20 protein-coding genes and 1 pseudogene are annotated in these 20,094 nt (G+C 68.9%); 10 read left to right on the top strand and 11 right to left on the bottom strand.

The features are described 5' to 3' along the window. Nucleotides 1-39 precede the first annotated feature (39 nt). Nucleotides 40-711, top strand: a complete 672-nt coding sequence (locus tag FPZ41_RS21610; RefSeq protein WP_152865018.1) for an MmyB family transcriptional regulator — start codon at nucleotides 40-42, stop codon at nucleotides 709-711. A 268-nt stretch (nucleotides 712-979) separates the two neighbouring features. On the opposite strand, the gene FPZ41_RS21620 is transcribed toward FPZ41_RS21610, so the two are convergent. From FPZ41_RS21620 to FPZ41_RS21635, 4 genes are all read right to left on the bottom strand, one after another. Beyond that, the gene (locus FPZ41_RS21620; RefSeq protein ID WP_152865020.1) at nucleotides 980-1,777 is read right to left on the bottom strand and encodes an ABC transporter ATP-binding protein; all 798 of its coding nucleotides are present in this window, start codon (nucleotides 1,775-1,777) and stop codon (nucleotides 980-982) included. Nucleotides 1,778-1,794: 17 nt separating this feature from the next. Next, the gene (locus FPZ41_RS21625) at nucleotides 1,795-2,574 is read right to left on the bottom strand and encodes an ABC transporter permease (protein ID WP_322620547.1); all 780 of its coding nucleotides are present in this window, start codon (nucleotides 2,572-2,574) and stop codon (nucleotides 1,795-1,797) included. Continuing rightward, nucleotides 2,571-3,323, bottom strand: coding sequence for an ABC transporter permease (locus tag FPZ41_RS21630; protein WP_152865057.1), 753 nt, complete (start codon nucleotides 3,321-3,323; stop codon nucleotides 2,571-2,573). Before FPZ41_RS21630 ends, FPZ41_RS21625 begins: the two co-directional genes overlap by 4 nt. Nucleotides 3,324-3,439: 116 nt before the next feature. Continuing rightward, nucleotides 3,440-4,411, bottom strand: a complete 972-nt coding sequence (locus tag FPZ41_RS21635; protein ID WP_152865022.1) for an ABC transporter substrate-binding protein — start codon at nucleotides 4,409-4,411, stop codon at nucleotides 3,440-3,442. Between the two features lie 236 nt (nucleotides 4,412-4,647). On the opposite strand from FPZ41_RS21635, the gene FPZ41_RS21640 reads away from it, so the two are divergent. Continuing rightward, nucleotides 4,648-5,475, top strand: a complete 828-nt coding sequence (locus tag FPZ41_RS21640; RefSeq protein ID WP_152865024.1) for an IclR family transcriptional regulator domain-containing protein — start codon at nucleotides 4,648-4,650, stop codon at nucleotides 5,473-5,475. On the opposite strand, the gene FPZ41_RS21645 is transcribed toward FPZ41_RS21640, so the two are convergent. The 4 genes from FPZ41_RS21645 to FPZ41_RS48455 form a co-directional block, all read right to left on the bottom strand. After that, complete coding sequence (locus tag FPZ41_RS21645; protein WP_152865026.1) at nucleotides 5,426-6,361, bottom strand: PDR/VanB family oxidoreductase; 936 nt, start codon at nucleotides 6,359-6,361, stop codon at nucleotides 5,426-5,428. The genes FPZ41_RS21640 and FPZ41_RS21645 overlap by 50 nt on opposite strands. Next, nucleotides 6,358-6,585, bottom strand: coding sequence for a hypothetical protein (locus tag FPZ41_RS21650; protein ID WP_131563621.1), 228 nt, complete (start codon nucleotides 6,583-6,585; stop codon nucleotides 6,358-6,360). Before FPZ41_RS21650 ends, FPZ41_RS21645 begins: the two co-directional genes overlap by 4 nt. Then, complete coding sequence (locus tag FPZ41_RS21655) at nucleotides 6,582-7,646, bottom strand: aromatic ring-hydroxylating dioxygenase subunit alpha (protein ID WP_194236163.1); 1,065 nt, start codon at nucleotides 7,644-7,646, stop codon at nucleotides 6,582-6,584. The genes FPZ41_RS21650 and FPZ41_RS21655 overlap by 4 nt, the downstream gene beginning before the upstream one ends. A 905-nt stretch (nucleotides 7,647-8,551) precedes the next feature. Then, nucleotides 8,552-9,394, bottom strand: coding sequence for a phosphatase PAP2 family protein (locus FPZ41_RS48455; RefSeq protein WP_322620548.1), 843 nt, complete (start codon nucleotides 9,392-9,394; stop codon nucleotides 8,552-8,554). Nucleotides 9,395-9,712: 318 nt separating this feature from the next. Here FPZ41_RS48455 and FPZ41_RS21670 point away from each other — a divergent pair, with 318 nt between their 5' ends. The 4 genes from FPZ41_RS21670 to FPZ41_RS21685 are packed head-to-tail and all read left to right on the top strand — an operon-like array spanning nucleotide 9,713 to nucleotide 13,629. Beyond that, complete coding sequence (locus FPZ41_RS21670; protein WP_152865034.1) at nucleotides 9,713-10,936, top strand: aminotransferase class I/II-fold pyridoxal phosphate-dependent enzyme; 1,224 nt, start codon at nucleotides 9,713-9,715, stop codon at nucleotides 10,934-10,936. Beyond that, the gene (locus FPZ41_RS21675; RefSeq protein WP_228022876.1) at nucleotides 10,933-12,150 is read left to right on the top strand and encodes a GNAT family N-acetyltransferase; all 1,218 of its coding nucleotides are present in this window, start codon (nucleotides 10,933-10,935) and stop codon (nucleotides 12,148-12,150) included. Before FPZ41_RS21670 ends, FPZ41_RS21675 begins: the two co-directional genes overlap by 4 nt. Then, nucleotides 12,134-12,406: an acyl carrier protein gene (locus FPZ41_RS21680; RefSeq protein WP_152865036.1), complete on the top strand. Its 273-nt coding sequence runs from the start codon at nucleotides 12,134-12,136 to the stop codon at nucleotides 12,404-12,406. The genes FPZ41_RS21675 and FPZ41_RS21680 overlap by 17 nt, the downstream gene beginning before the upstream one ends. Further along, entirely contained in the window at nucleotides 12,403-13,629 is a 1,227-nt protein-coding gene (locus tag FPZ41_RS21685; protein WP_322620549.1) for a beta-ketoacyl-[acyl-carrier-protein] synthase family protein, read from the top strand. Before FPZ41_RS21680 ends, FPZ41_RS21685 begins: the two co-directional genes overlap by 4 nt. Nucleotides 13,630-13,713: 84 nt before the next feature. Here FPZ41_RS21685 and FPZ41_RS21690 read toward each other — a convergent pair whose 3' ends face one another. The 3 genes from FPZ41_RS21690 to FPZ41_RS21700 all read right to left on the bottom strand — a co-directional run bounded on the left by FPZ41_RS21690 (nucleotide 13,714) and on the right by FPZ41_RS21700 (nucleotide 16,731). Continuing rightward, a complete protein-coding gene (locus FPZ41_RS21690) occupies nucleotides 13,714-14,508 on the bottom strand; it encodes a PEMT/PEM2 family methyltransferase (protein ID WP_152865040.1) in 795 nt (264 codons plus the stop codon). Continuing rightward, nucleotides 14,501-15,562 carry an NAD-dependent epimerase/dehydratase family protein gene (locus FPZ41_RS21695; RefSeq protein WP_322620550.1) on the bottom strand — a complete coding sequence of 354 codons (1,062 nt, stop codon included), beginning with the start codon at nucleotides 15,560-15,562 and terminating at the stop codon, nucleotides 14,501-14,503. Before FPZ41_RS21695 ends, FPZ41_RS21690 begins: the two co-directional genes overlap by 8 nt. 212 nt (nucleotides 15,563-15,774) lie before the next feature. Next, nucleotides 15,775-16,731 carry an acyl-ACP desaturase gene (locus FPZ41_RS21700; protein ID WP_152865042.1) on the bottom strand — a complete coding sequence of 319 codons (957 nt, stop codon included), beginning with the start codon at nucleotides 16,729-16,731 and terminating at the stop codon, nucleotides 15,775-15,777. A gap of 447 nt (nucleotides 16,732-17,178) precedes the next feature. On the opposite strand from FPZ41_RS21700, the pseudogene FPZ41_RS50280 reads away from it, so the two are divergent. The 4 genes and pseudogenes from FPZ41_RS50280 to FPZ41_RS49560 form a co-directional block, all read left to right on the top strand. Then, nucleotides 17,179-17,277 (top strand): annotated as a pseudogene (locus tag FPZ41_RS50280) (lasso peptide biosynthesis protein); the annotation flags it as partial. A gap of 950 nt (nucleotides 17,278-18,227) precedes the next feature. Further along, nucleotides 18,228-18,449 carry a hypothetical protein gene (locus FPZ41_RS48460; protein ID WP_228022877.1) on the top strand — a complete coding sequence of 74 codons (222 nt, stop codon included), beginning with the start codon at nucleotides 18,228-18,230 and terminating at the stop codon, nucleotides 18,447-18,449. Continuing rightward, entirely contained in the window at nucleotides 18,446-19,327 is an 882-nt protein-coding gene (locus FPZ41_RS21710; protein ID WP_228022878.1) for an XRE family transcriptional regulator, read from the top strand. Before FPZ41_RS48460 ends, FPZ41_RS21710 begins: the two co-directional genes overlap by 4 nt. A gap of 24 nt (nucleotides 19,328-19,351) precedes the next feature. After that, a partial coding sequence (locus tag FPZ41_RS49560) for a hypothetical protein (RefSeq protein WP_152865046.1) occupies nucleotides 19,352-20,094 on the top strand: 743 nt, incomplete at its 3' end.

Genomic DNA, 20,094 nt, shown 5'->3' on the forward strand with positions numbered 1-20,094 from the left:
CCGCGTGAAGGCCGCATAGGCAAGAGGGGTGACCTCCCGATGGCACATCAGGCAGGAGGGCAGCGGTCCGAACCGCGCCCCGTCCCCGAGAGCCTTGAGGCTCAGGCGTACTTGCAGGACTACGCCACGTTCCTGGAGGCAGTCCCCTTTCCATCCGTCGTCTTCGACCACCGCTGGGACGTCGTCCTGTCCAACAGTGCCTACGACAAGCTCTTCCGCGGAATCGGCCCGCACCCGACCGCCATGCCGGGCGACAACTTCCTTCGCTTCGTGCTCTTCCACCCCGACGCGGCCACCGTCCTCGGCGAGCACGAGTCCAGCTGGTGCCTGCCGATGCTGGCCGACTTCGCCGCCGCCGTGGAGCGGAACGGCCAGGACCGGGGCCTGCAGTCCATCCGCCGGGACATCGCCCAGGACCCCATCATGGACGCCGCCTACCGGCACGGCCTGCCGCACTGGATCCGTACGGTCGGACCGCAGGCCGTCGAGCACGACGGCGCCGTCCGTCCGGTGGTCCACCCCGACCCCCGCTGGGGCCGCACCGACTGCCGCATCGTCGGCGAAACCCCCAAGACCCTCCAGGACATGGGATACACGCGGATGACGCTCGTACTGCGCGCGGCGCGGCGCCCGTCGGCCACTCCGCCCCGGCGTCGCCGCGACCGGCGCACGGCCAACCATCTCAGCGTGGTGCCCACGCCGGAGGCGTAGGCCCGTCCCGGGAACCCCGACACCGTCGGCGTTCAGGTCGCCGACGGCGTCGGGGGATTCCCCCTTTTTTTGGCTCGGTTCGCCTCCGGGGCGCAAAAGCCTGTGTCGAGAGGGCGATCGTGCTCAGCCCTTCGGGCCTCCGCGCGTTCGCCCTCTCGACACAGGCGCGCCCCTTCGGCTCACTCGCCCTCGGGTTGCCCTGTTTGCTGCTCCACGTAGCGCTGTTCCCCGCTTCTGTGGCCTTTTCGCCAATGAGCTCGGCACGTAGTCAGAGGCGCGGGGCTGTGACCCCCCGCTTGGCCGCCTGAACCTGCTCGTACACCCGCGTCCGCAACTCCGCGAACCGCGGAGCCACCCGCGTCCGCAACTGGTCCCGCTCCTCAGGCAGGTCGATCGTCAACTGCTCCTGCACCACGGTCGGAGACGCAGAAAGGACCAGCACCCGCTCACCCAGATACACGGCCTCGTCAATGTCATGGGTGACGAACAGAATCGTGATCCCGCGCTCGCGCCACAACCCCCGCACCAAGTCCTCAAGATCCGCCCGCGTCTGCGCGTCCACCGCCGCGAACGGCTCGTCCATCAGCAGCACATCCGGCTCGTACGCGAGCGCCCGCGCGATGGCGACACGCTGCTGCATACCACCTGACAGCTGCCACGGGTACGCCCCGGCGGCATCGGCGAGACCGACGGAGTCCAGCGCGTCGGCGACCAGCTCACGACGCCGCGCCTTGGACAACGGCTTCTGCCTGAGCGGCAGTTCGACGTTCTCGCCGACCCGCATCCAGGGAAACAGGCTGCGGCCGTACTCCTGGAACACCACCGCCATGCCGGGTGGCGGCCCACTCACCGGCCGCCCCTCCAACAGGACCTCGCCCGAGGTGGGCGTGAGGAGCCCGGCCACACACTTCAGCAGTGTTGTCTTGCCGCAGCCCGACGGGCCCACGAGACAGACGAGTTCGCCCGCGTCGACGGTGAACGTGAGGTTCCGCACCGCCTCCACCCGGCGGCCGGAGCCCTCGTAGACCTTCTTCAGGCCGCGTACGTCGAGCATGGACCGCCCCATTTCAGGCTTCTCAAGCTTCACGACGACCGCCGGGAAGCCGTGCGCAGACCGTGGTACCAGGCGAGCACCCGTCGCTCGACCAGGTGGAAGACAACCGACAGGGCGAAGCCGAGCAGGCCGAGGACCAGGATGCCGGTCCACATGTCGGGGATCGCGAACCCGCGCTGGAACTGGACGATGGTGAAGCCGAGCCCGTTGCTGGCCGCGAACATCTCGCTGATCACCATCAGGATGATGCCGATGGACAGGGCCTGGCGCAGCCCCGCGAAGATCTGCGGGCTCGCCGACCGCAGCACCACGTTCCGCAGGCGGGCCACGCCCGTGATGCCGTAGGACCGGGCGGTCTCCGCCATCACCGGGTCCACCGCTCGTACGCCCTCGACCGTGTTGAGCAGGACCGGCCACACGCAGCCGCTCGCGATCACAGCGATCTTCATGGTGTCGCCGATGCCCGCGAACAGCATGATGACCGGCACGAGGACGGGCGGCGGGACCGCCCGCAGGAACTCCAGAACCGGTTCGCACACGGCCCGTACGCGGCGGTACGAGCCGATGACCGTGCCCAGCGCGACGCCCACCACGGCCGCCGCCGCGTAACCGGCCAGCAGCCGCAGCACACTGGGCAGGACGTCGGCGCGCAGCCGCTCGCCCGTCCACACGTCGGGGAACGTGGTGAGGATCGTGCGCAGCGGCGGCCAGTACACCTCGGTGCTGTCGGCGGACACCAGCCACCAGGCGGCCACCAGCAGCGCGGGCAGTGCGACGACGAACAGCAGCCGCAGGGCCAGGCGTTTCACACCACCACCTCCCCGCGCACCGACTGGTGCCAGGCCAGCGCCCGGCGCTCCACCGCCCGTGCGCCCACGTTGATCAGCAGCCCGAGCACCCCGGTGACCACCACCAGCGCGTACATCTCCGGCACGGCCTGCGAGGTCTGGGCGACGGCGATGCGCTGGCCCAACCCCGGGGCACCGATGACCAGTTCGGCGGTCACCGCGAGAATCAGGGCGACCGCGGCGGCAAGGCGGACGCCCGTCATGACGTACGGCAGGGCCGTGGGCCACAGGACGTGGCGGACCCGGGCCCAGGTGCCGAGGCCGTAACTGCGGGCCGTCTCCTCGGCGACCGGGTCGACGTCCTGGACGCCGTACAGCACCTGGATCAGCATCTGCCAGAACGACGCGTACACCACCAGCAGGAGGACCGAGCGCAGTTCCGAGCCGTAGAGGAGGACTGCGAGAGGGATCAGGGCGACCGACGGGATCGGGCGCAGGAACTCGATGGTGGAGGCGGTCGCCTCGCGCAGGAACGGCACCACCGCGATCACGACCCCGGCGAGGATCCCGGCCGTCACCGCGATCGCCAGTCCCAGCGCCCAGCCGGTGAGCGTGTCCCCGAGCGCGGTCCAGAACGCCCGGTCGCCGAGCTCGGTGACGAGCGCGTCGGCCACGCGGGTGAGCGGCGGGAAGTAGTCCCCGGAGACGATGCCGAACCGCGAGACCGCCTCGCACAGCGCGAGGAAGCCCACGATCCCGGCCGCGCCCAGGGCCGCGTTGGCCGCCGCCGGACGCTCAGCTCGCGGAGGGGATGTCGGCCCCGGCCCGGTGTCGTCGAGTTGCCCGTCCGTTTGCCTGTCCCTTTGCCCGTCCGTTTGCCCGTCCTTCACGGCAGCAGCTTGTCCAGGTCCGGGGCCTCCGTGAACAGGCCGTCCTGCACGCCCAGTTCGGTGAGCCGCTCGATGGAGTCACGGTCCGGCTCGGCGGGCCAGCGGGGCAGGGTCAGCGTGTCCAGCAGGGTGTCAGGGATCTTCGTGTACGTGGTGAGGATCTGGCGGACCTCGTCGGGGTGGCTGTCGGCGTACTTGAGCGATTCGGCCGTGGCCTCCTGGAACCTCTTCACCACGTCCGGGTTCTTCTGGGCGTACTGCTGGGAGGTGAAGTACATGGCCACGGTCAGGTTCGGGTCCACGTCGTAGAAGATGGACGCGATGGACTTACCGCCCGCTGCCTTGACGGTGGCGAGCGCGGGTTCCGGGGTGCAGGCGCCGTCCACCTGTCCCCTGTCGAGCGCGGCCGGCATCTGGTCGAAGGGCATCTCGACGAACTCGACCTTGGACGGGTCGCCGCCGTCCTTGCGGACCGACTCCCTGATCGAGGTGTCACAGATGTTGTTGAGCGTGTTGACGGCGGCCTTCTTGCCCTCCAACTGCTTCGCGGACGTGAAGGGACTGCCCTTCTTCACCGTGAGGCCCGCGAAGTCGGCACCGTCCTTGGCGGTGGAGGAGGCGCCGTTGGCCACGGCCTTCACGGGCACGTTCTTGGACTGGGCGACCAGCAGGGACGTCGTGTTGCTGAAGCCGAACTGGAACTGGCCGGAGACGACACCGGGCACGACCGCCGCACCGCCCTGGGCGAGGCTCGTCTCCAGCTTGATTCCGCGCTTGGAGTAGAAGCCCTGCTTCTGGCCCAGGTAGAGGGGTGCGACGTCCATGACGGGAACGACTCCGACCTTGACCGTGGTGGTACCGCCGGACCCCTTCTCCTCACCGCCGGAGCCGGAGGAGTCGGACGAACCGCAGGCCGTCGCGGCGACGAACACGGTGCCGGCCGCGAGGCGGATGAGCAGACGACGCATGAATCCCCCTAGTGGGACAGCTCTTCGACTGGCTGTGCGCAGACCGCACACGGGTGCTCAGCGGGAACGTAGAGCGTCGCCGGGAACGGGTCAATGCCCTTGCGGCGCAAGGTCGTTGACAGTTGCCGAAGCGTGCTCCTAGCGTGCGCAGAGCGCACTCCCGTGCGTACCGAGCGCGTCGGCCGGGGGCGTCACCGCCGGGCGTCCGCTTCCTGTGCTTCCTCGTGGAGGCGACGATGTCCGCTGGAGCCCGCGAACCGCACTTCGTCCGGTCCTTCGAGCGTGGTCTCGCGGTCATCCGTGCCTTCGACGCCGAACGCCCCTCGCTGACGCTCAGCGAGGTCGCCCGCTCCTGCGACCTGACCCGGGCGGCGGCCCGCCGCTTCCTGCTCACCCTCGTCGACCTCGGGTACGTCCACACCGACGGCCGCCTGTTCCGGCTCACCCCACGCGTGCTCGAACTCGGCTACGCGTACCTGGCGGGTTTCACACTGCCCGAGCTCGCCGAGCCGCACCTGGAGCACCTGGTGGCGCAGGTACGGGAGTCGTCGTCGCTGTGCGTCCTGGACGGCGACGACATCGTGTACGTGGCGCGGGTGCCCACACGGCGCATCATGACCGCGACGATCACCGTCGGCACCCGCTTCCCGGCCCACGTCACGTCGGTGGGCCGGGTGATCCTCGCGCAACTGCCGGACGAGGAGATCGAGACCCGGCTGGCCGGCATCGACCTACGGCCCCTGACCGCCCGCACGCTCGTCTCTCCGGAGCCGCTCAGGGCCGAGCTCCGGCGGGTGCGGCGGCAGGGATACGCCATCGTCGACCAGGAACTGGAGGAGGGCCTCCGATCGGTCGCCGTCCCGGTGCGCGACCGCGACGGCGAGGTGGTGGCGGCCGTGAACATCCCCGTGGCCGCCGGCCGTAACTCGGTGGAGTCCGTGCGCCGTGACCTGCTGCCGCATCTGCTGGCCACGGTCGCCCGGATCGAGGCCGACCTCCGGGAGGCGACCGCCGCTACAGGTCGAGCACCAGCCGCCGCCCCCGGCATCGGGACACACAGATGAGCATGGTGTCCCCGGCCTCGCGCTCCGCGTCGCTGAGCACCGAGTCACGGTGGTCCGGGGTGCCCTCCAGGACGTCCGTCTCACAGGTCCCGCACGTGCCCTCGGTGCAGGAGTAGAGCACCTCGACGCCCGCGGCCCGCACCGTGTCGAGGACGGACACGCCCACGGGCACGGTCAGGGTCTTCCCGGTGCGCTCCAGCACGACCTCGAACTCCCCGTCCGGGCCGGTCTCCTGTTCCTTCGGCCGGAACCGCTCCACGTGCAGCAGCCCGCCCGGGCATCGCTCCTCGACCGCGTCCAGCAGCGGACCCGGACCGCAGCAGTACACGAGGGTGCCCTGGGGCACGTCGTCGAGCACGGAACCGAGGTCCAGCAGCCCGGTCTCGTCCTGCGGGGCGATGGTCACGCGGTCGCCGTACGCGCCCAAATCCCCGGTGAACGCCATGGAGTCGCGCGTACGGCCCCCGTACAACAGTGACCACTCGGCACCGGCTGCCTCCGCCGCCGCCAGCATCGGCAGGATCGGGGTGATTCCGATGCCGCCCGCGATGAAGCGGTAGCGAGGCGCGGGCCGGAGCGCGAAGTTGTTCCGCGGCCCCCGTACGCGCACCTTGTCGCCCTCCCGCAACTCCTCGTGGACGTACGCGGATCCGCCGCGCCCCTCGGGTTCACGCAGGACGCCGATCCGCCAGGTCCGCCGGTCCGCCGGGTCCCCGCACAGCGAGTACTGGCGCTCCAGGTCCGGTCCGAGCAGCACATCGATGTGCGCGCCCGGCTCCCAGGACGGGAGCTCCTCGCCCAGCGGGTGGCTCAGGGAGAGGGCGAGCACCCCGTCGGCCACGAACTCCCGGCGATGGACGAGAAGTTCGGCTTCGTACCCGCTCATGAGCCGTTCCCCTGCCGCTGATGTCCTGGTGGTTGATGCCCTGGCGGCTCATGCCCTTGTGGCTCGTGTCCTTGTGGGTGGGCGAGCATCCACTCCCACATCTCGACGGGGTCCTGCGAGGTGTGCTCGCGGCCGCAGTGACAGGTGCCGTGCAGGAGGTCCGTGCCGGGCAGCCAGTCGATGCGGTAGATCTCGCGGGCTGCGGAAGGAGGGGGCGTCGTCACTGGACCTTCTCCACGGGCTTCGCGCCCTCCTCGACCAGCCGGGCCAGGATACGGCGGGCGGCGAGACCTCCGGTGTCGATGTTGATGCTCAGCTCCTGGTAGCCGGTACGCTCGGTGCCGAGCGTCTCCTGGAGCAGGTTGAGCGCGGTCACGTCCTGCATGACGACCGTGTGGTTGTTGCCTCGCAGGAACTCGGTGACCTCGTCGTCGTCGATCGCCCAGTCACGCGAGACCATCCAGAAGTCGTACACCTTGCCGTCGGCGGACGGCGTGATCGCGTACGTGATCTCGGTGTGGAAGCCGTGCGGGTCGCTGCCGTCCGCCTCGGGCAGCACGCCGACCGGGGCGATACGGCTGTGCAGCAGGTACAGACACGGCGCGTGGTACTCGATGTCCTGCCAGCGGGTGATCCGGCCCTCGATGCCGGTCGACCTGGCGTAGAACGGTGGGCACTCGGCATCGTCCATGTGCCGGCTGACGCGCACGATCCCCGCGCCCTCGTCGACCTCCGTCCTGATCGGCGTCTCGGCGACCTCCGGGGTGCCGATGTACCCGCCGTGCAGATAGGTCTCGTGGGAGAGGTCGAGGAGGTTGTCGACGAGGAGGCCGTAGTCGGCGTCGATGGGCTCCATGCCGCGCACGGTGACCCGGCCGGGGGAGTCGAGGTGCTCGGCCCGCGGGATGGTCCCCGCGTCGGCGAGGTCCGGGTCGCCGATCCACACCCAGATCAGGGAGTCCCGCTCGACGACGGGGTACGAGGCGACGCGGGCAGTGCGCGGCACACGCTTCTGCCCCGGCACGTACACACAGGTTCCGGTCGTGTCGTACGTGAAGCCGTGGTAGCCGCACACGATCCGGTCCCCGTCGAGGCCGCTGTGCGACAGTGGGTAACGCCGGTGCACACACCGGTCGTGCAGCGCGACGGGCGTCCCCTGCTCCTCGGTCCGATAGAGGACGAGCGGCTCGCCCAGGATCGTACGACCGAGCAACTCGCGCCCGACCTCATGGGAGTAGGCGGCGACGTACCACTGGTTTCTGGCGAATGTCGTCATGTGCGGCATGGCTGCGGCTCCCGTCGTTGGGTGGTGGAGACATCGTCGGGAAGGGCGTCACGGGGACGCAATACGGCTTCCGTCTCACGGAAGGGTCGGTGTAAAGGGCCTGTTCAGAGGGTTGATCTGGATACGCCTCGGCTTCCGACCCCAGCGGAATGCGCAGCCACGTCTCCTGTTCTGCACCTACGGCACGTGTCGCTACAGCATCGATGATTTGCAACAAGTCACTGAATTGCGTTCTCTATAGCGACTTCCCGCTGTGTATGGCTGGTACAGCGGCAGAATTCGTATAGCGGCAGATCAAGGCTGGTCATTGCCGCGATGGGAGGGGGCGGGGTCGAATCCGGGTCGAATTCGCCTTCCTCTCGCCACGTTCGGTGCGTTGTTGCAGGTCAACGGCGTGATCAGATGTCATGCGCCTGGTCGCGTGAGCGGCTGCCGAACCCGAGAGGCGAGGGGTGGTCACCGGCAGGTTCTTCGTCTCCTGGTGGTACGACGGCAGCAACTTGCTGACCTGCGGATATGGCAGCCGTGAAGACCTTGCCGGGACCGCTGGCCCGGGAATGGTCCGGATCTTGACCGATGCAGACCTTGGGACTGCGGCTCTGTTGCATTGGCCGTAGCCGCCCGCTCCAAGCTGACGGTCCCACCTGGCACGGGTAGTCGGAAGCGTCTTGTGCCGTCCAGGTGGTCTGGATCAGGTGCGTTTGTGGCCCGGCCGATTCGGATCCTCCTGGGGCGCGTGACGATCGCCCATGCCGGCCGCGGCGAGGCCGCCGCCAACTGGTGGGTCCCGGCATGGGCCAACCGACCTGCCACGCAAGGGGCGAATGCCCCGCAACGCGGGCAGGACGTTGTGGCCGAGAATTCCGCAAAGGCGTCCGAGGCCCACTGGCGCTGCGGTGCAGTGGTCAGCTGCTGTCGCGGAGCATGAGCAGCCTGACGAGGACGAGGGCCAGTCCGGCGGTGGCCATTCCCGCGGCAGCGTCGAGGACGTAGTGGTAGCGGCAGTACACCACGGACACGGTGAGCAGCGCGGTGGCCGCGATCAACAGCCGTTTCGCAGGGGGCGGTACGGGGGTTGCCCGTGCGGAGAGTGCCGCTGCCCAGGCGCCGGCGACGTGGGAGGAGGGAAAGCAGGTGCCGGGCGGATCGGCGCTTGCCATCAACTGGGCCTGGAGGGGCTGGGCGAGGTAGCCGTGCAACTGGTGCGGCGTGAAGGCCGGGGCGAGCGAAGCGATGGGGCCGGCGAGGGGAAGCAGTATGAAGCCGAGGAAGCACAGGTAGAGAGCGAGGCACAGGGCGAGGACGTAGCGCTGCAGGGCCTGGTGCATGGCTTTGGCGAGGAAGTAGGCCGGGGGTAGCACGAAGTACAGGTAGTAGGAGCTGTAGCTGAGACTGAGGGCCTCGGTGAGGGGGCGGGAGGCGAGGTCGCCGAGCAGGAGGTTGGGGTGGGCGCCGAACAGGTGCCGTTCCCAGGCCAGCATGGTGTCGTCGAGCAGGCGGCCGTGCAGGGCGAGCGACTGGGGGCCGGACGCGGAGAACAGCAGTGGCGCGCAGGCCAGCGGGTACAGCGCGCGCACGTTTGCCAGGGCCGGCGATGCCCAGTGGCGGTGTGCCGCGGCGCAGGCGAGGACGAAGGCGGCCAGCGCCGCGTAGGCCCCTGTCAGCCACGCGGCGTGAGGTACGGCCTCGCGGCCCAGGAGCACTGCCGTGGCGGCGAGGGCGAGGTACCCGAGGGTCACTGTCTCCACGGCCTTCAGGAAGGGTCTGGCTGCCGGATGGGGGTGAGATCGGCGGGCGATCTGCGGTGTGGTCCGAAAGGGTGATAGCTGTGCGGGGAGAGAGTGCCCTCCGCGCAGAGGCCGGGCGGGCGCCGGCGCGACGTCAGATCCTCGATGCTGGGATGGTTTCCGCTGGTCAGATGTGGTCAAGGGACCTCGTGCGTCCTTGCGTTGAGTGTCAGATATCCGGATAGGGGACACTCACAATTACCGTTTGTCGTCACATGACTCCAATGGGCTACGGTTGCCGCGATCTTGGAGTGCACGCTGTGACAGGGCAGGTACGCGATGTCAGATGTGAGTGGAGCGGCGGCTTCCTGGGCTGCCGTCGGCAGGGCTCGGGATACCGGCGGTGATCCGTTCTTCCGCCGGATCACCGGGCGGCCGGCTCCGGGAGAGGTCCTCGTCGAAGGCATGCTGGCGATCAATGCGGCCTCTGGTGACTATCTGGGCCTGGCGTCCGATCCACGCGTACGCGAGGCGGCCGCGGCCGCGGCGCGCGATCTGGGCGCCTCCTGCTCCGGCTCACCTCTGGTGATCGGCACCTGGTCGGTTCACGCGCAACTGGCGGAGGAACTCGCCGACTTCCTGCAGCGGCCGGCGGTGCTACTGGCCGCCACGGGATTCCAGGCCAATCTCACTCTGGCCTGCCTCTTCGGCGAGGACCGGGCGGTCATCGCCGACCGGCACATCCATGCCTCTCTTGTCGATGCGCTGCGGCTCGGAGCCGCCAAGAACCGCCGGTTCCGGCACAACACACCCCGCCACCTGGCGCAGTTGCTGGAAGAAGCGTCCGGCCAGGGGCTGTCGCCGGTGGTCCTCACCGAGGGAGCGTTCTCGCTGGGCGGGGAACTGGCCGTACTGCCGGAGATCGCCGATCTTGGCGGACGTCATGCGGCCATGCTCATCGTCGACGGGGCTCACGACATCGGGGTCCTTGGCCCATCGGGGCGCGGTGCCGGTGAGCACCTCGGCTGCGAGCAGAAGATCGACGTACTGACCGGGACCTTCTCCAAGGCGTTCGGTGCCGGCGGGGGATTCATCGCTGGAAGCAGTGAACTCATCGAGCACTGCCGCGTGTTCGGGCATGCTGCCGTCTACTCGGCGTCCATGCCGCCACCGACCGCCGCGGCGGCGCTCGCCGCGCTGCACATCATCCGCGACGAGTCCGAACGGCGCGCCGTACTGTCACACCTGGCGCACCGTCTGCACGACGGACTGGCCGAGTTGGGACACGTCCGTCCCAACTGGGCCAGCCCCATCGTGGCACTCCCGGCCGGTGACGCCGACCAGTGCCTGCACACATGGCGGGCGATGCTGGAGGCCGGTGTGTTTGTTGCGCCGTTCCTGCCGCCGGGCGTCCCGCCGGGACAGTCCCGGCTGCGCCTGTCCGTCACCGCCGCCCACACTGATGCGCACATCGACCACATCCTGGAGGTCGTGGGCCAGTTCCTGCCGTCGGGCGACACGGCTGGTGTGGCAGCGGAACCGGTCCCGTGTCCCGCCTCATGAGCGCTCCCCGGCCCCTGCACGGCCCTGCCGATATCGTGATGGTCCGCAGCCGCGCCGACATGGATGACTTCATCAAGCTGCCCTACCAGCTGTACAAGGCCCACCCGTACTGGGTAGCGCCGCTCGAAGTGGAACGGCGTCAGTTCCTCAACCGGCGCCGCAATCCCTACCTGCGCCAGAGCGACGTCGGCTATTTCCTGGCCCGCCGCGGTCGGGTGCCGGTGGGCCGGGTCGCGGCCATCATCGGCCCTGAGGGCACAGCCAGCCAGTGCCAGGGTCACGTGGGCTTTTTCGAGTGCACTGACGACCAGGCCGTGGCGCGCTCTCTGTGGGAGCAGGCAGTGAACTGGCTGCGGGAGCGGGATGTGCAGACCGTGATCGGGCCGATGAACCCGAACATGCACCACGAGTGCGGACTGCTCGTCGAGGGCTTCGACGACTCCCCCCGCATTGGTATGCCGTACAACCCTCCCTACTACACGGACCTGTTCACCGCTGGCGGCTTCACCCCGGTAAAGGACCTGCTGTCGTGGCGGCTGTCCCCGACCAGCCGCAAGCTCACGGCGTGGGCCGGTTACGGGGACGTGCTGCTGCGCAGCCGCGGGCTGACGGTGCGGTCAGTGGACTGGCGCCGCTTTCGCAGTGAGTCCGGTCTCGTGCGGGAGCTGTATCACGCGGGCTGGCAGGACAACTGGGGCTTCGCGCCGGCGACCCACGCGGAGTTCACTTACCTGGCTCGGCAGGTCCGCCTGCTCGCACCCACCGGTGCCCGCATCGTCGAGCACGAGGGAACACCCGTCGGTTTCAGCATCCTGCTGCCCGACTTCAACCAGGCCCTGGCGCCCGCCCGGGGAAGCCTGACGCGCTACGGCTGGCCGATCGGGGCCTGGCGCGTGTGGCGGGGCCGCCGCGCCATCACCCGCGGACGCGTGATGGCGCTGGGGGTCCCCGAGGACAGCCGTGCCAAAGGAGCTGCGCTCGCCCTGATCGCCGATGCCGTGGACAGCGCCCTCGCACACGGCTGGAACGAGATCGACGTGTCCTGGGTCCTGGAGGACAACCAGGCCGCCAACAAGCTGCTGGTGGCCATCGGCGCCACCGTCCACAAACGCCACCGGCTGTACGCGCGCTGCGTGCGACACAGCGAGCCGTGCTCATGCCTGACGGCTCTCACCCATACTGCACAGGAGGCTGTCCATGCCGCTCACCTATGACACTTTGGTCTCGGTTCTCGCCGAAGTCACCGGGGTGGACGAGGAACTGATCACCCCGCAGACGACGCTGCTGGACATCGAAATGGACTCCCTGCTCCTGGTCGAATTCGCCGTCGTACTCGAAGAGCGCCATGGAGTCGACCTGGCGGACAACCTGGACCTCACGCAGGGCTCCACCATCGCCGACCTCGTGCAAGCACTGGCCGAGCAGTCCCCGAACGCTGCGGCCGCCCCCTCCACCACGGCGGCGCAGTGACCCGCGATGTCGCCGTCACCGGCATCGGAATGATCACACCGGCCGGTATCGGCGCCAACGCGACCTGGCAGGGCCTGTGTTCAGGACAGTCCTTCAGCTCCGCCCGCGATCCGCTCCTGGCAGGGCTCCCGGTGGACCTCTCCTGCCCCGTTCGTGAATTCGACGCCTGTCATCACGTACCGCGGCGGACGGTGCGGCGCACCGATGCCTTCACGCACTTCGCGCTGGCCGCCGCCCAAGAGGCCGCCGCAGATGCCGGCCTCACACCAGCGACGGCAGACCCCACGCGCATCGGCGTCGTCCTGGGAGTCGCCTCCGACAGTTTCACCGGCGTGGAGAAAGTCTGCGATCGTCTCCGAAGCGGTGAACATCACTTGGTTTCCCCATTGTTCCTGCCGCGGATCCTGCCCAGCATGGCGGCCGGAGAGATTGCTGCTCACCTTGACTACCGCGGCCCCAATTTCACCGTCACCAGTGCCTGCGCCTCCGGCGGTCACGCCATCGGCGTCGCCCGTGACCTCATCCGCTCAGGTACCTGCGACATCGTGCTGGCCGGCGGTGCGGAATCCGGCCGCTCCCCTGTCACCGCCATCAGCTTTGCCCGCATGGGGGCACTGTCCACCCGCTTGCACGATCCCGCCGGGGCCTCCCGCCCCTTCGACCGTGACCGCGACGGCTTCGTCCTGGGCGAAGGCGCCGCCGTCCTGGTGCTCGAGAACCTCAACCATGCCCGCGCCCGCGGTGCCGCCTTCCACGGCATCGTCGCCGGCTACGGCGCCTCCGCCGACGCCCATCATCCTGTCAACCCGCACCCCGACGGAGGCGGCCTGCAACAGGCAGTCAGGACAGCCCTGTCCGATGCACGCATGACGCCTGCCGACATCGATCACGCCAGTGCCCACGCGACCTCGACTCCGGCCGGAGACGTCGCCGAAGCACGCGCCCTGAACCGCATCTTCTCCACCGCACCCCCGCCCGTCACGGCCCTGAAAGGCTCGCTCGGACACGCCCTGGGGGCGGCAGCCGCCATCCAGGCCGCCAGCGCCCTGCTGACCCTCAAGCATCAGGCCATCCCACCCACAGCCAACCTCGACCATCAAGACGACGCCATCGACCTCGACATCGTCCGCAAGGCCCCCAGGTCCGCGCGCCTGCGCACCGTGCTGACCACGGCGAGCGGATTCGGCGGAGCCAACGCCGCACTCATCCTGCGGACCCCATGACGCGCTACCGCAGCCTGGTACGCACCAGAGGGGAGTAATCGTTGTGGGGCCGCCCCGGCCAGCGGGGCGGCCCCACAACGTGTTTCAGGCGGCGGTGCCGCCGAGGTAGGTGCGGACGATGAACGGCTTCTCCCGCACGAAGTAGAAGACGTAGATCAGTACCTGGAACACGGCCACGCACACCAGCCCTGCCACCGACCGGTAGCACAGGGCCACGCCGTAGCCGTGCAGGTTACCCACCCCGTACATCGGGTTGCGCAGCCAGCGGTAGGGGCCGCGGACGACGTAGCCGTCCGTCGCGGTGGCACGTCCCAGGAACATGTCCCGGCAGTAGTAGGTGTTCAGGCCGGTCAGCCAGGTCGCCCACAGCTTCGTGCCGAAGCCCACGATGCCCAGCACCACGCCCAGCACGATCCACAGACCATCGACGCCCACTTCGGGCAACTGGCCGGGGAAGGCCGCCATCAGCAACCCCTGGCACAAGCCTTGCTGCAAGAACAGCAGCCCCAGCACGAAGTCGAACCCTCCGACCGCCCGCGCCTCACCGACGGCATGGGTGAAACGGCGGGCAACCGCCGTGTCCAGCACAGCGATCAGGCCGCCGTAGTACAGGACCGCGATCACCACCGCGTACCCGACCGCTGCCCATCGCACCGCGCCGCTGCTGCCCGCAGCGGCGCGGAACTGCTGCTCCGCGGAGAAACCGGCAGCCACCACACACGCCCAGACCAAGGCGCGCAGCACACGGCGCTCGGGCTGGTCCAGGCGCAGCCCGGACATACCGATGACCGCGACCGCCAGCTGCCCCAGCCCCCTCCCCGCCGTCTGGAGCGACGGCGCGCCCGCAGGTGCCGGCGCCAGCTCGGTGGTCTCAGCCATGAAGCATCTCCTTGAAAGCCTCTCGCAGTCCGTCCTCGAGCCCCACCCGGGCCCGGAACCCGAAATCCCTGTACGCGCGGTCCGCACTGGCGGTCCATGACCCGGCCACGGCCTCGCGCGCCTTGTCCCGGTTGAACACCGGCACCCCGCCCCGCAACCGTCCGACCGCCTCACTCATCACACCGGCCGCCCGCACCACAGCCGACGGCACGGGCAGCACCATCGGCCTGCCGCAGCCCAGCACCGCACCAGCCGTCCGCACCAGGTCAGCAAGGGTGTACTCAACGCCGTCGCACAGGTGATAGACACCGCTGTGGGGCTCATCGGGACCGGCGGTACGCCCCTGCAAGCCCGCGGCGATCAGCCCGTCGCACAGATCGTCCACGTACAGCACCGAATAGACGCCACCCGGCGGGCCTGGCCGCACCGCCACCCGCGACCGGGCCGTCGCAGCCAGACGCGGTACGAACGCCACATCACCCGACCCGTACACGATCGGCGGACGCACGATCACAGTCGGCACCTGATCCGCGAAGCGCCGCGCCTCCCGCTCCCCGGCCAACTTGCTGGCCCCGTACCACGACACCGGGCAGGGCGGGTCCTCCTCACACCGCGCCCGTCCCTGCCCGAGGACCGGACCAGCAGCCGCCAGCGACGAGCACACGACCAGCCGCGGCGGCGTTCCCAACGTCGCCAGCATGCCCGCCAGCACGCCCGTCGCCACCGCGTTGGCCAGTCGGAAGCCTGCATCAGATCCGGCCCGTACTGCGGCCGCCAGATGCATCACCACATCCGCGTCCGAGACCGCCCCCGCGATCCCCGAGCCTGTGACCAGATCCGCCACGGCAAAATCGACCGGACAGCCGTCCAGCACCCGGCGATCGGACTGCGGCCGCACCAGTGCCCGCACTCGGCCACCGCACTCAACGATCCGGCGGCACAGGTGCCGGCCCACGAACCCCGTGGCCCCCGTGACCGCCACGCGCATTCCGCTCATGTCCGGCGGCACGAATGGCCACTCTGCCTCGCAAGGTGGGTTGATCGAGATCGTCACGCCTGCACGCTAGAGGGCACATCCCTCATTCAGCGCAATAAAGGCCGCTTATAGCGCAATCTCCACCCGGACGAATGACTACCATCCATGGGTGCTGACCAGTAAGGATCATCGCCGTCACGCGTTACGTCGATGCAGGCAACCGGTCAACGTTCGAGGGTAGTCGACGCACATGCTGCCGGCCGCCGGCAACCGCCTTGCTGAACACGGCGCTAGACCGCCGGAGTTCCGCTGTCCGTGCGCGCCTCATCCACAGCCGCCCGGCGATCTTCCACGCGGCGGACAGTGCGATCCAGAAACGTCATCATCGAGGCAATGCGTTCTCTGGCCTGCTCGGCGGACGAGCTGAGGTTCGGGCGGTCCATGACACCGAGCGATCGCAGGAGGGGCTTGAGAACGTCGTCCCGGTAGGTCTTCAGGTCGTACCAGCCTGCGGCAGCCACCTCGTTGGACAGCCTCGTGACCTCCGGAAGATTCCGCGCCGGCATGGCGAAGTGCCGCACGGTGCGCGACAGGGCGTTCATCGCGGCGTCTGGCCTGAAGTCGAGAAGTGCGCGGAACAGGTCACGATAGAACAGCATATGGAGGTTCTCGTCCTGGGCGACCCGGGTGAAGAGACGCTCGCAGACAGGCTCGCCGCAGTTGGCTGCCGTGGCACGGTGGGCCACCCGGGTGGCCAGTTCCTGCACCATCACATAGGCCAGCCCCTCCTCCTGCGTCGGACGCTCCGGTGCCACCGTCGCCATGTGCTGCATGCGCAGACGCTCGAGGACTACCGGGTCGAGCGCCCGGGCGGCGTGGGCGTACGCGCGCATGACCGTGGCGTGCCGGTCTTCTTCGGCAGCCCACCGGTGCGCCCATTCACGCCAGGCCGGAGCGCGCCCGAACGACTCCAGGCTTTGGAAATACGAGGGAAGATTATCCTCGGTGAGGATGCTGAGCATCAGCACCGACCGCGCGGTGGGCGACAGTGCCGACTGGGCGTCCTGCCAGGGAATGCCGTCAAGCGGGCCGTCGAAGTCACGCCCTTGGCCCCACGGCACGTACTGATGCGGGAACCACTCCTGCGAAGTACGCAGGTGCCGGTCGAGCAGTTGCTCGACAACGGGTTCCAGGTCAATGAGCCAGCCAGGCTCGTGGTCACTCGTCACTGGGGCGCTGTCAGTCATGGTGATCTCCTGGGGGTTGCTTAGTGCCGTCGCGGGCTGATCGCAGAGCCGTCCTGGCTTGACGCGCGGGGTTGGACTGGTCGGCCGCAGGAAGGGCTGGATCCGCCTCCCTGTGACGGAGGCGTCAGCCGACGGGCTGCCCCGAGAAACCTGCGGCGCCGGAGGGCATGGTGTGTCAGGTACCGGTGCCGGCCGGGGGCAAGAACGGCCGCTCTGCCTCACGAGGTGGGTTGATCGAAGTCGTCACGCCTGCACGTTAGAGGGCACATCCCTCATTCAGCGCAACAAAGGCCGCTTATAGCTCAATCAACACCCAGACGAATGACCATTCCGCAGATGCCCTGACCGGCCGGGATCCCGGTAAGCGCCAGCCAGGTGTGCCGTTCGCAGTTCAAGGAGCCGGACTTGTGAGGGCAGCGCGCCCGGGTCGGTGGGCACGCCGGAGTCCGCGTCATCCCCTTCACCGCACACGCCTGGGTAGAAGCCGACGGCACCCCCGTCGTCGAACCCTGCCCCACTACCAGCCTCCACCCCTCATCACCGTGACACCCCACACAACCACAACCCCGCCGCCAACCGACCAGCCAGGAAGGCGTCCGTTCCGATCGAGTTCGGTCTACGTTCTGGGTGGACCAACCGCTGCTCGGGCCGCAGGCTCAGCCCTGTGCGACGCGTCGCCGTGGAGATCGGCCAAAGGGTGAGGGGGAGGCCTGTTTCCTCGGCGGCCAGAATGCGTTTGTCAATGAGGTCTGGGAGTTCACCAGCTTGCAATCCGGTCCGAACCGCTTCCGCGATGGGGCGTGTGCCTCCCGTGGGGGTTGCGGCGTCGCAGTTGCCATTCGGCTCGGGTTTCGGCGGCGGTGCCCAGTCGAAGGTGAGTGGGGTTGGAGCAGCCGTGGAAGTCGCATGTGTGGCAGACGACGGGATCCTGGACCTCGGACCAGCCAGGTCTGCTGATCACGCCGTGGGCGAGTTGGTAGGCGAACAGGTGCGCCGGGACGGTGCCGCGGCGGAGGGGCCCGGGAGGCTGGCTGCGCGGAATGATCCGTGGCCTGTTGAGCTGACTGCGCCGCCGGACGATCCGAGGTTTGAGGCCGCGGTCGCCTGGGGGTTGCCCATCAGGAGTTTCCGACTCCTTTTTGGGCTGCGAAGTGTGCGGCCCCCTCTTGGTTGTTCTTCAGCACAGGGGGCCGCACGGCCTTCCGGCAGGAAGGTACGGCGTCGAGTGGCGCCTCTTCAGTCCATGGTGGGGGATGGGCGGCGGGACGCAAGCAGAAAGGACTGTTGGCGCCCAAAAGTGTTGAACCCGGGCTCATTTGCGGCCGCGCGCTACAGAGGGGGGAGTGACCCGCTGTCACGGAAGCATTGTTCCGTACCTCCATGATCACATGGCATCGCGAGTGCAGGGCGGGTCATGCTGGGGCACCCCGCTGACGGCGCTTCAGCACCGGCGTCGGCAGGGATGTTTCCCAACCCGGCAGAGAAGAAGACGTGCAATGTCGAGTAAGAAGGTGGTGACCGTTGCCGTTCTGGTAGCGGTCCTCACATGGAGCACGGTCATGACCGTGCTGGGCCAAGTCGCGGCGGCTGCCGCACTGTTGCCCTCTCTGGGCCTGCTCGTGCAACAGATCGTCCAGGCCCTGACCGCCCCCGACGGGCCCCGCCCGGCGACCGACCCGCCGATCGGCGACGGCGGACGGGAGGAAGCGCGCCGATGACGGGGCCGTTCTCGCTGCCTGAGCAGCACCCTCCCTCAGAACCCGGACCCAAGCGCGGCCGGAAACCGGCCCCCATCTCCGAGACCGCCGGCGTCACCCACCGCGCCTGGCTGGAGCCCGTCCGCAGCACCCTGTTCGCCAGCGGCCTGACCCTCAACGACCTCGTCGACCGCTCCGGCTACTCCAAGACCCGCATCAGCGAACTGCTGCGCGGCAACGGCTACTACCCCGCCTGGGAGATCACCTTCAGCGTGGTCCGCGCCCTGGGACTGCCCGTCCAGCCCACACGCCGCCTGTGGACCGCGGCGGCCCGAGAGGCACACAAAGAGCCCAACTGGATACATCACTGCATACAGCAGGTCCTCCTGGAGCCGGAAGCCCAGCCCATAGCGCACCAAGGCTTCAGCGAGGCAATGCGCGCCCCCTACGCCGAGTACGCCCGCGCTTTTCTCCTGACCGACCACCGGGCCCGCTGGGTCGTCTCGGAAACCTTCGACATCCTCTGGCTGTGCTGGACCGACGCCGCCAACAGCCCCGACATCCGCCGCTACGCCTGGCGCCTTCTGCGCTCCCGCGTCATGGCCCGAGTCGACCGTCATCGCGACGGCCACCCCGACCTGCGCGCCGCCGCCTTCTCCGCCACAGGCGCCCAGAACGCTGACCCGGAGACCGGATTCACCGGCCTCAGCGACCTGATCAACCTCTTCGACGCCATCGCCCGCCTGCCGCACCGCGAGATGGACGTCACCGTGCTGCGCTACCTGTGCGGCATGAACCCTGACACCATCCCCGACATTCTCGGCCTGACCCCGGCCATCGCCCACGCCATCGACCACCATGCTCGCGCCGCCCTCGAAAGCATGCTCCACCGTTCGTAGAACTCCCTGGAGTGACACCCTGCTATGACCGCCATCGACCAGCTCCTGGCCCGCGCCTTGCTACGCAACAGCCCCCGCGTGCCCACCGACACCGTCCCCTACGAAGACTGCGTCTACCCCGTCCTCGCACCCGACGGCGCAGCCCTCGTCGACGATGACCCCGCCGACGCTGCCGCCGCAGCCCGGCTGCAAATCCTGTGCGAAGCCGTCGTGGCCTCCTCCACCCCTGACACCCTGGAATTCGTCACCGAACAACTACCCGAACCACGCAGCGCCTGGGTCCTGGGATGTGCCCTCCAACTCGCCGACACCGACGAAGGCGCCCGTTTCTGGTGGCAATACGCCGCTGGTGCCGGCGACGTCGCCGCCTCCTATTGCCTGTACCTGCATCACCTTTCCAGGGGCGAGGAACACGCCGCCGCCTTCTGGCACAACCAAGCCGGCTTCGACACCCCCACCGACTCCGAACCCCTCAGCCTCACCGGCGGATGCCCGACCACCCATCAGATCCGGTTCGACGCCACCCTCGCCACAGTGCTGCGCGTCCTCAGCCATCTCCACACACCCGGCACCCGCACCCGCACTCACCGAGCCGACGCCGTCGCCAACTACGTCGCCCGCGCCGTCACCAACGGCTACGCTCGCCACCCTGGCGTGGAAATCCCCGTGCCGGAACCGCGCTTCGCCGACCGGATCGCCTTCATCCTCTCCCACACCCCGCCCTGGAATATCCGCCGCCCACGCCCGCGTCCCGCCCCTGTCTCTTA

Origin of the sequence: Streptomyces acidicola (genome assembly GCF_009377235.1) — a bacterium.
In the GTDB taxonomy this organism is placed as follows: Bacteria; Actinomycetota; Actinomycetes; order Streptomycetales; family Streptomycetaceae; genus Streptomyces; species Streptomyces acidicola.

Excerpts from the sequence above, each read along its gene's own strand:
- FPZ41_RS21690 (WP_152865040.1), bottom strand. The coding sequence starts at position 14,508 with ATGGCTGAGACCACCGAGCTGGCGCCGGCACCTGCGGGCGCGCCGTCG.
- FPZ41_RS21670 (WP_152865034.1), top strand. The coding sequence starts at position 9,713 with ATGTCAGATGTGAGTGGAGCGGCGGCTTCCTGGGCTGCCGTCGGCAGG.
- FPZ41_RS21620 (WP_152865020.1), bottom strand. The coding sequence starts at position 1,777 with ATGGGGCGGTCCATGCTCGACGTACGCGGCCTGAAGAAGGTCTACGAG.
- FPZ41_RS21700 (WP_152865042.1), bottom strand. The coding sequence starts at position 16,731 with ATGACTGACAGCGCCCCAGTGACGAGTGACCACGAGCCTGGCTGGCTC.
- FPZ41_RS21640 (WP_152865024.1), top strand. The coding sequence starts at position 4,648 with ATGTCCGCTGGAGCCCGCGAACCGCACTTCGTCCGGTCCTTCGAGCGT.
- FPZ41_RS21635 (WP_152865022.1), bottom strand. The coding sequence starts at position 4,411 with ATGCGTCGTCTGCTCATCCGCCTCGCGGCCGGCACCGTGTTCGTCGCC.
- FPZ41_RS21710 (WP_228022878.1), top strand. The coding sequence starts at position 18,446 with ATGACGGGGCCGTTCTCGCTGCCTGAGCAGCACCCTCCCTCAGAACCC.
- FPZ41_RS21680 (WP_152865036.1), top strand. The coding sequence starts at position 12,134 with ATGCCGCTCACCTATGACACTTTGGTCTCGGTTCTCGCCGAAGTCACC.
- FPZ41_RS48460 (WP_228022877.1), top strand. The coding sequence starts at position 18,228 with ATGTCGAGTAAGAAGGTGGTGACCGTTGCCGTTCTGGTAGCGGTCCTC.
- FPZ41_RS21610 (WP_152865018.1), top strand. The coding sequence starts at position 40 with ATGGCACATCAGGCAGGAGGGCAGCGGTCCGAACCGCGCCCCGTCCCC.
- FPZ41_RS21675 (WP_228022876.1), top strand. The coding sequence starts at position 10,933 with ATGAGCGCTCCCCGGCCCCTGCACGGCCCTGCCGATATCGTGATGGTC.
- FPZ41_RS21645 (WP_152865026.1), bottom strand. The coding sequence starts at position 6,361 with ATGAGCGGGTACGAAGCCGAACTTCTCGTCCATCGCCGGGAGTTCGTG.
- FPZ41_RS21655 (WP_194236163.1), bottom strand. The coding sequence starts at position 7,646 with ATGCCGCACATGACGACATTCGCCAGAAACCAGTGGTACGTCGCCGCC.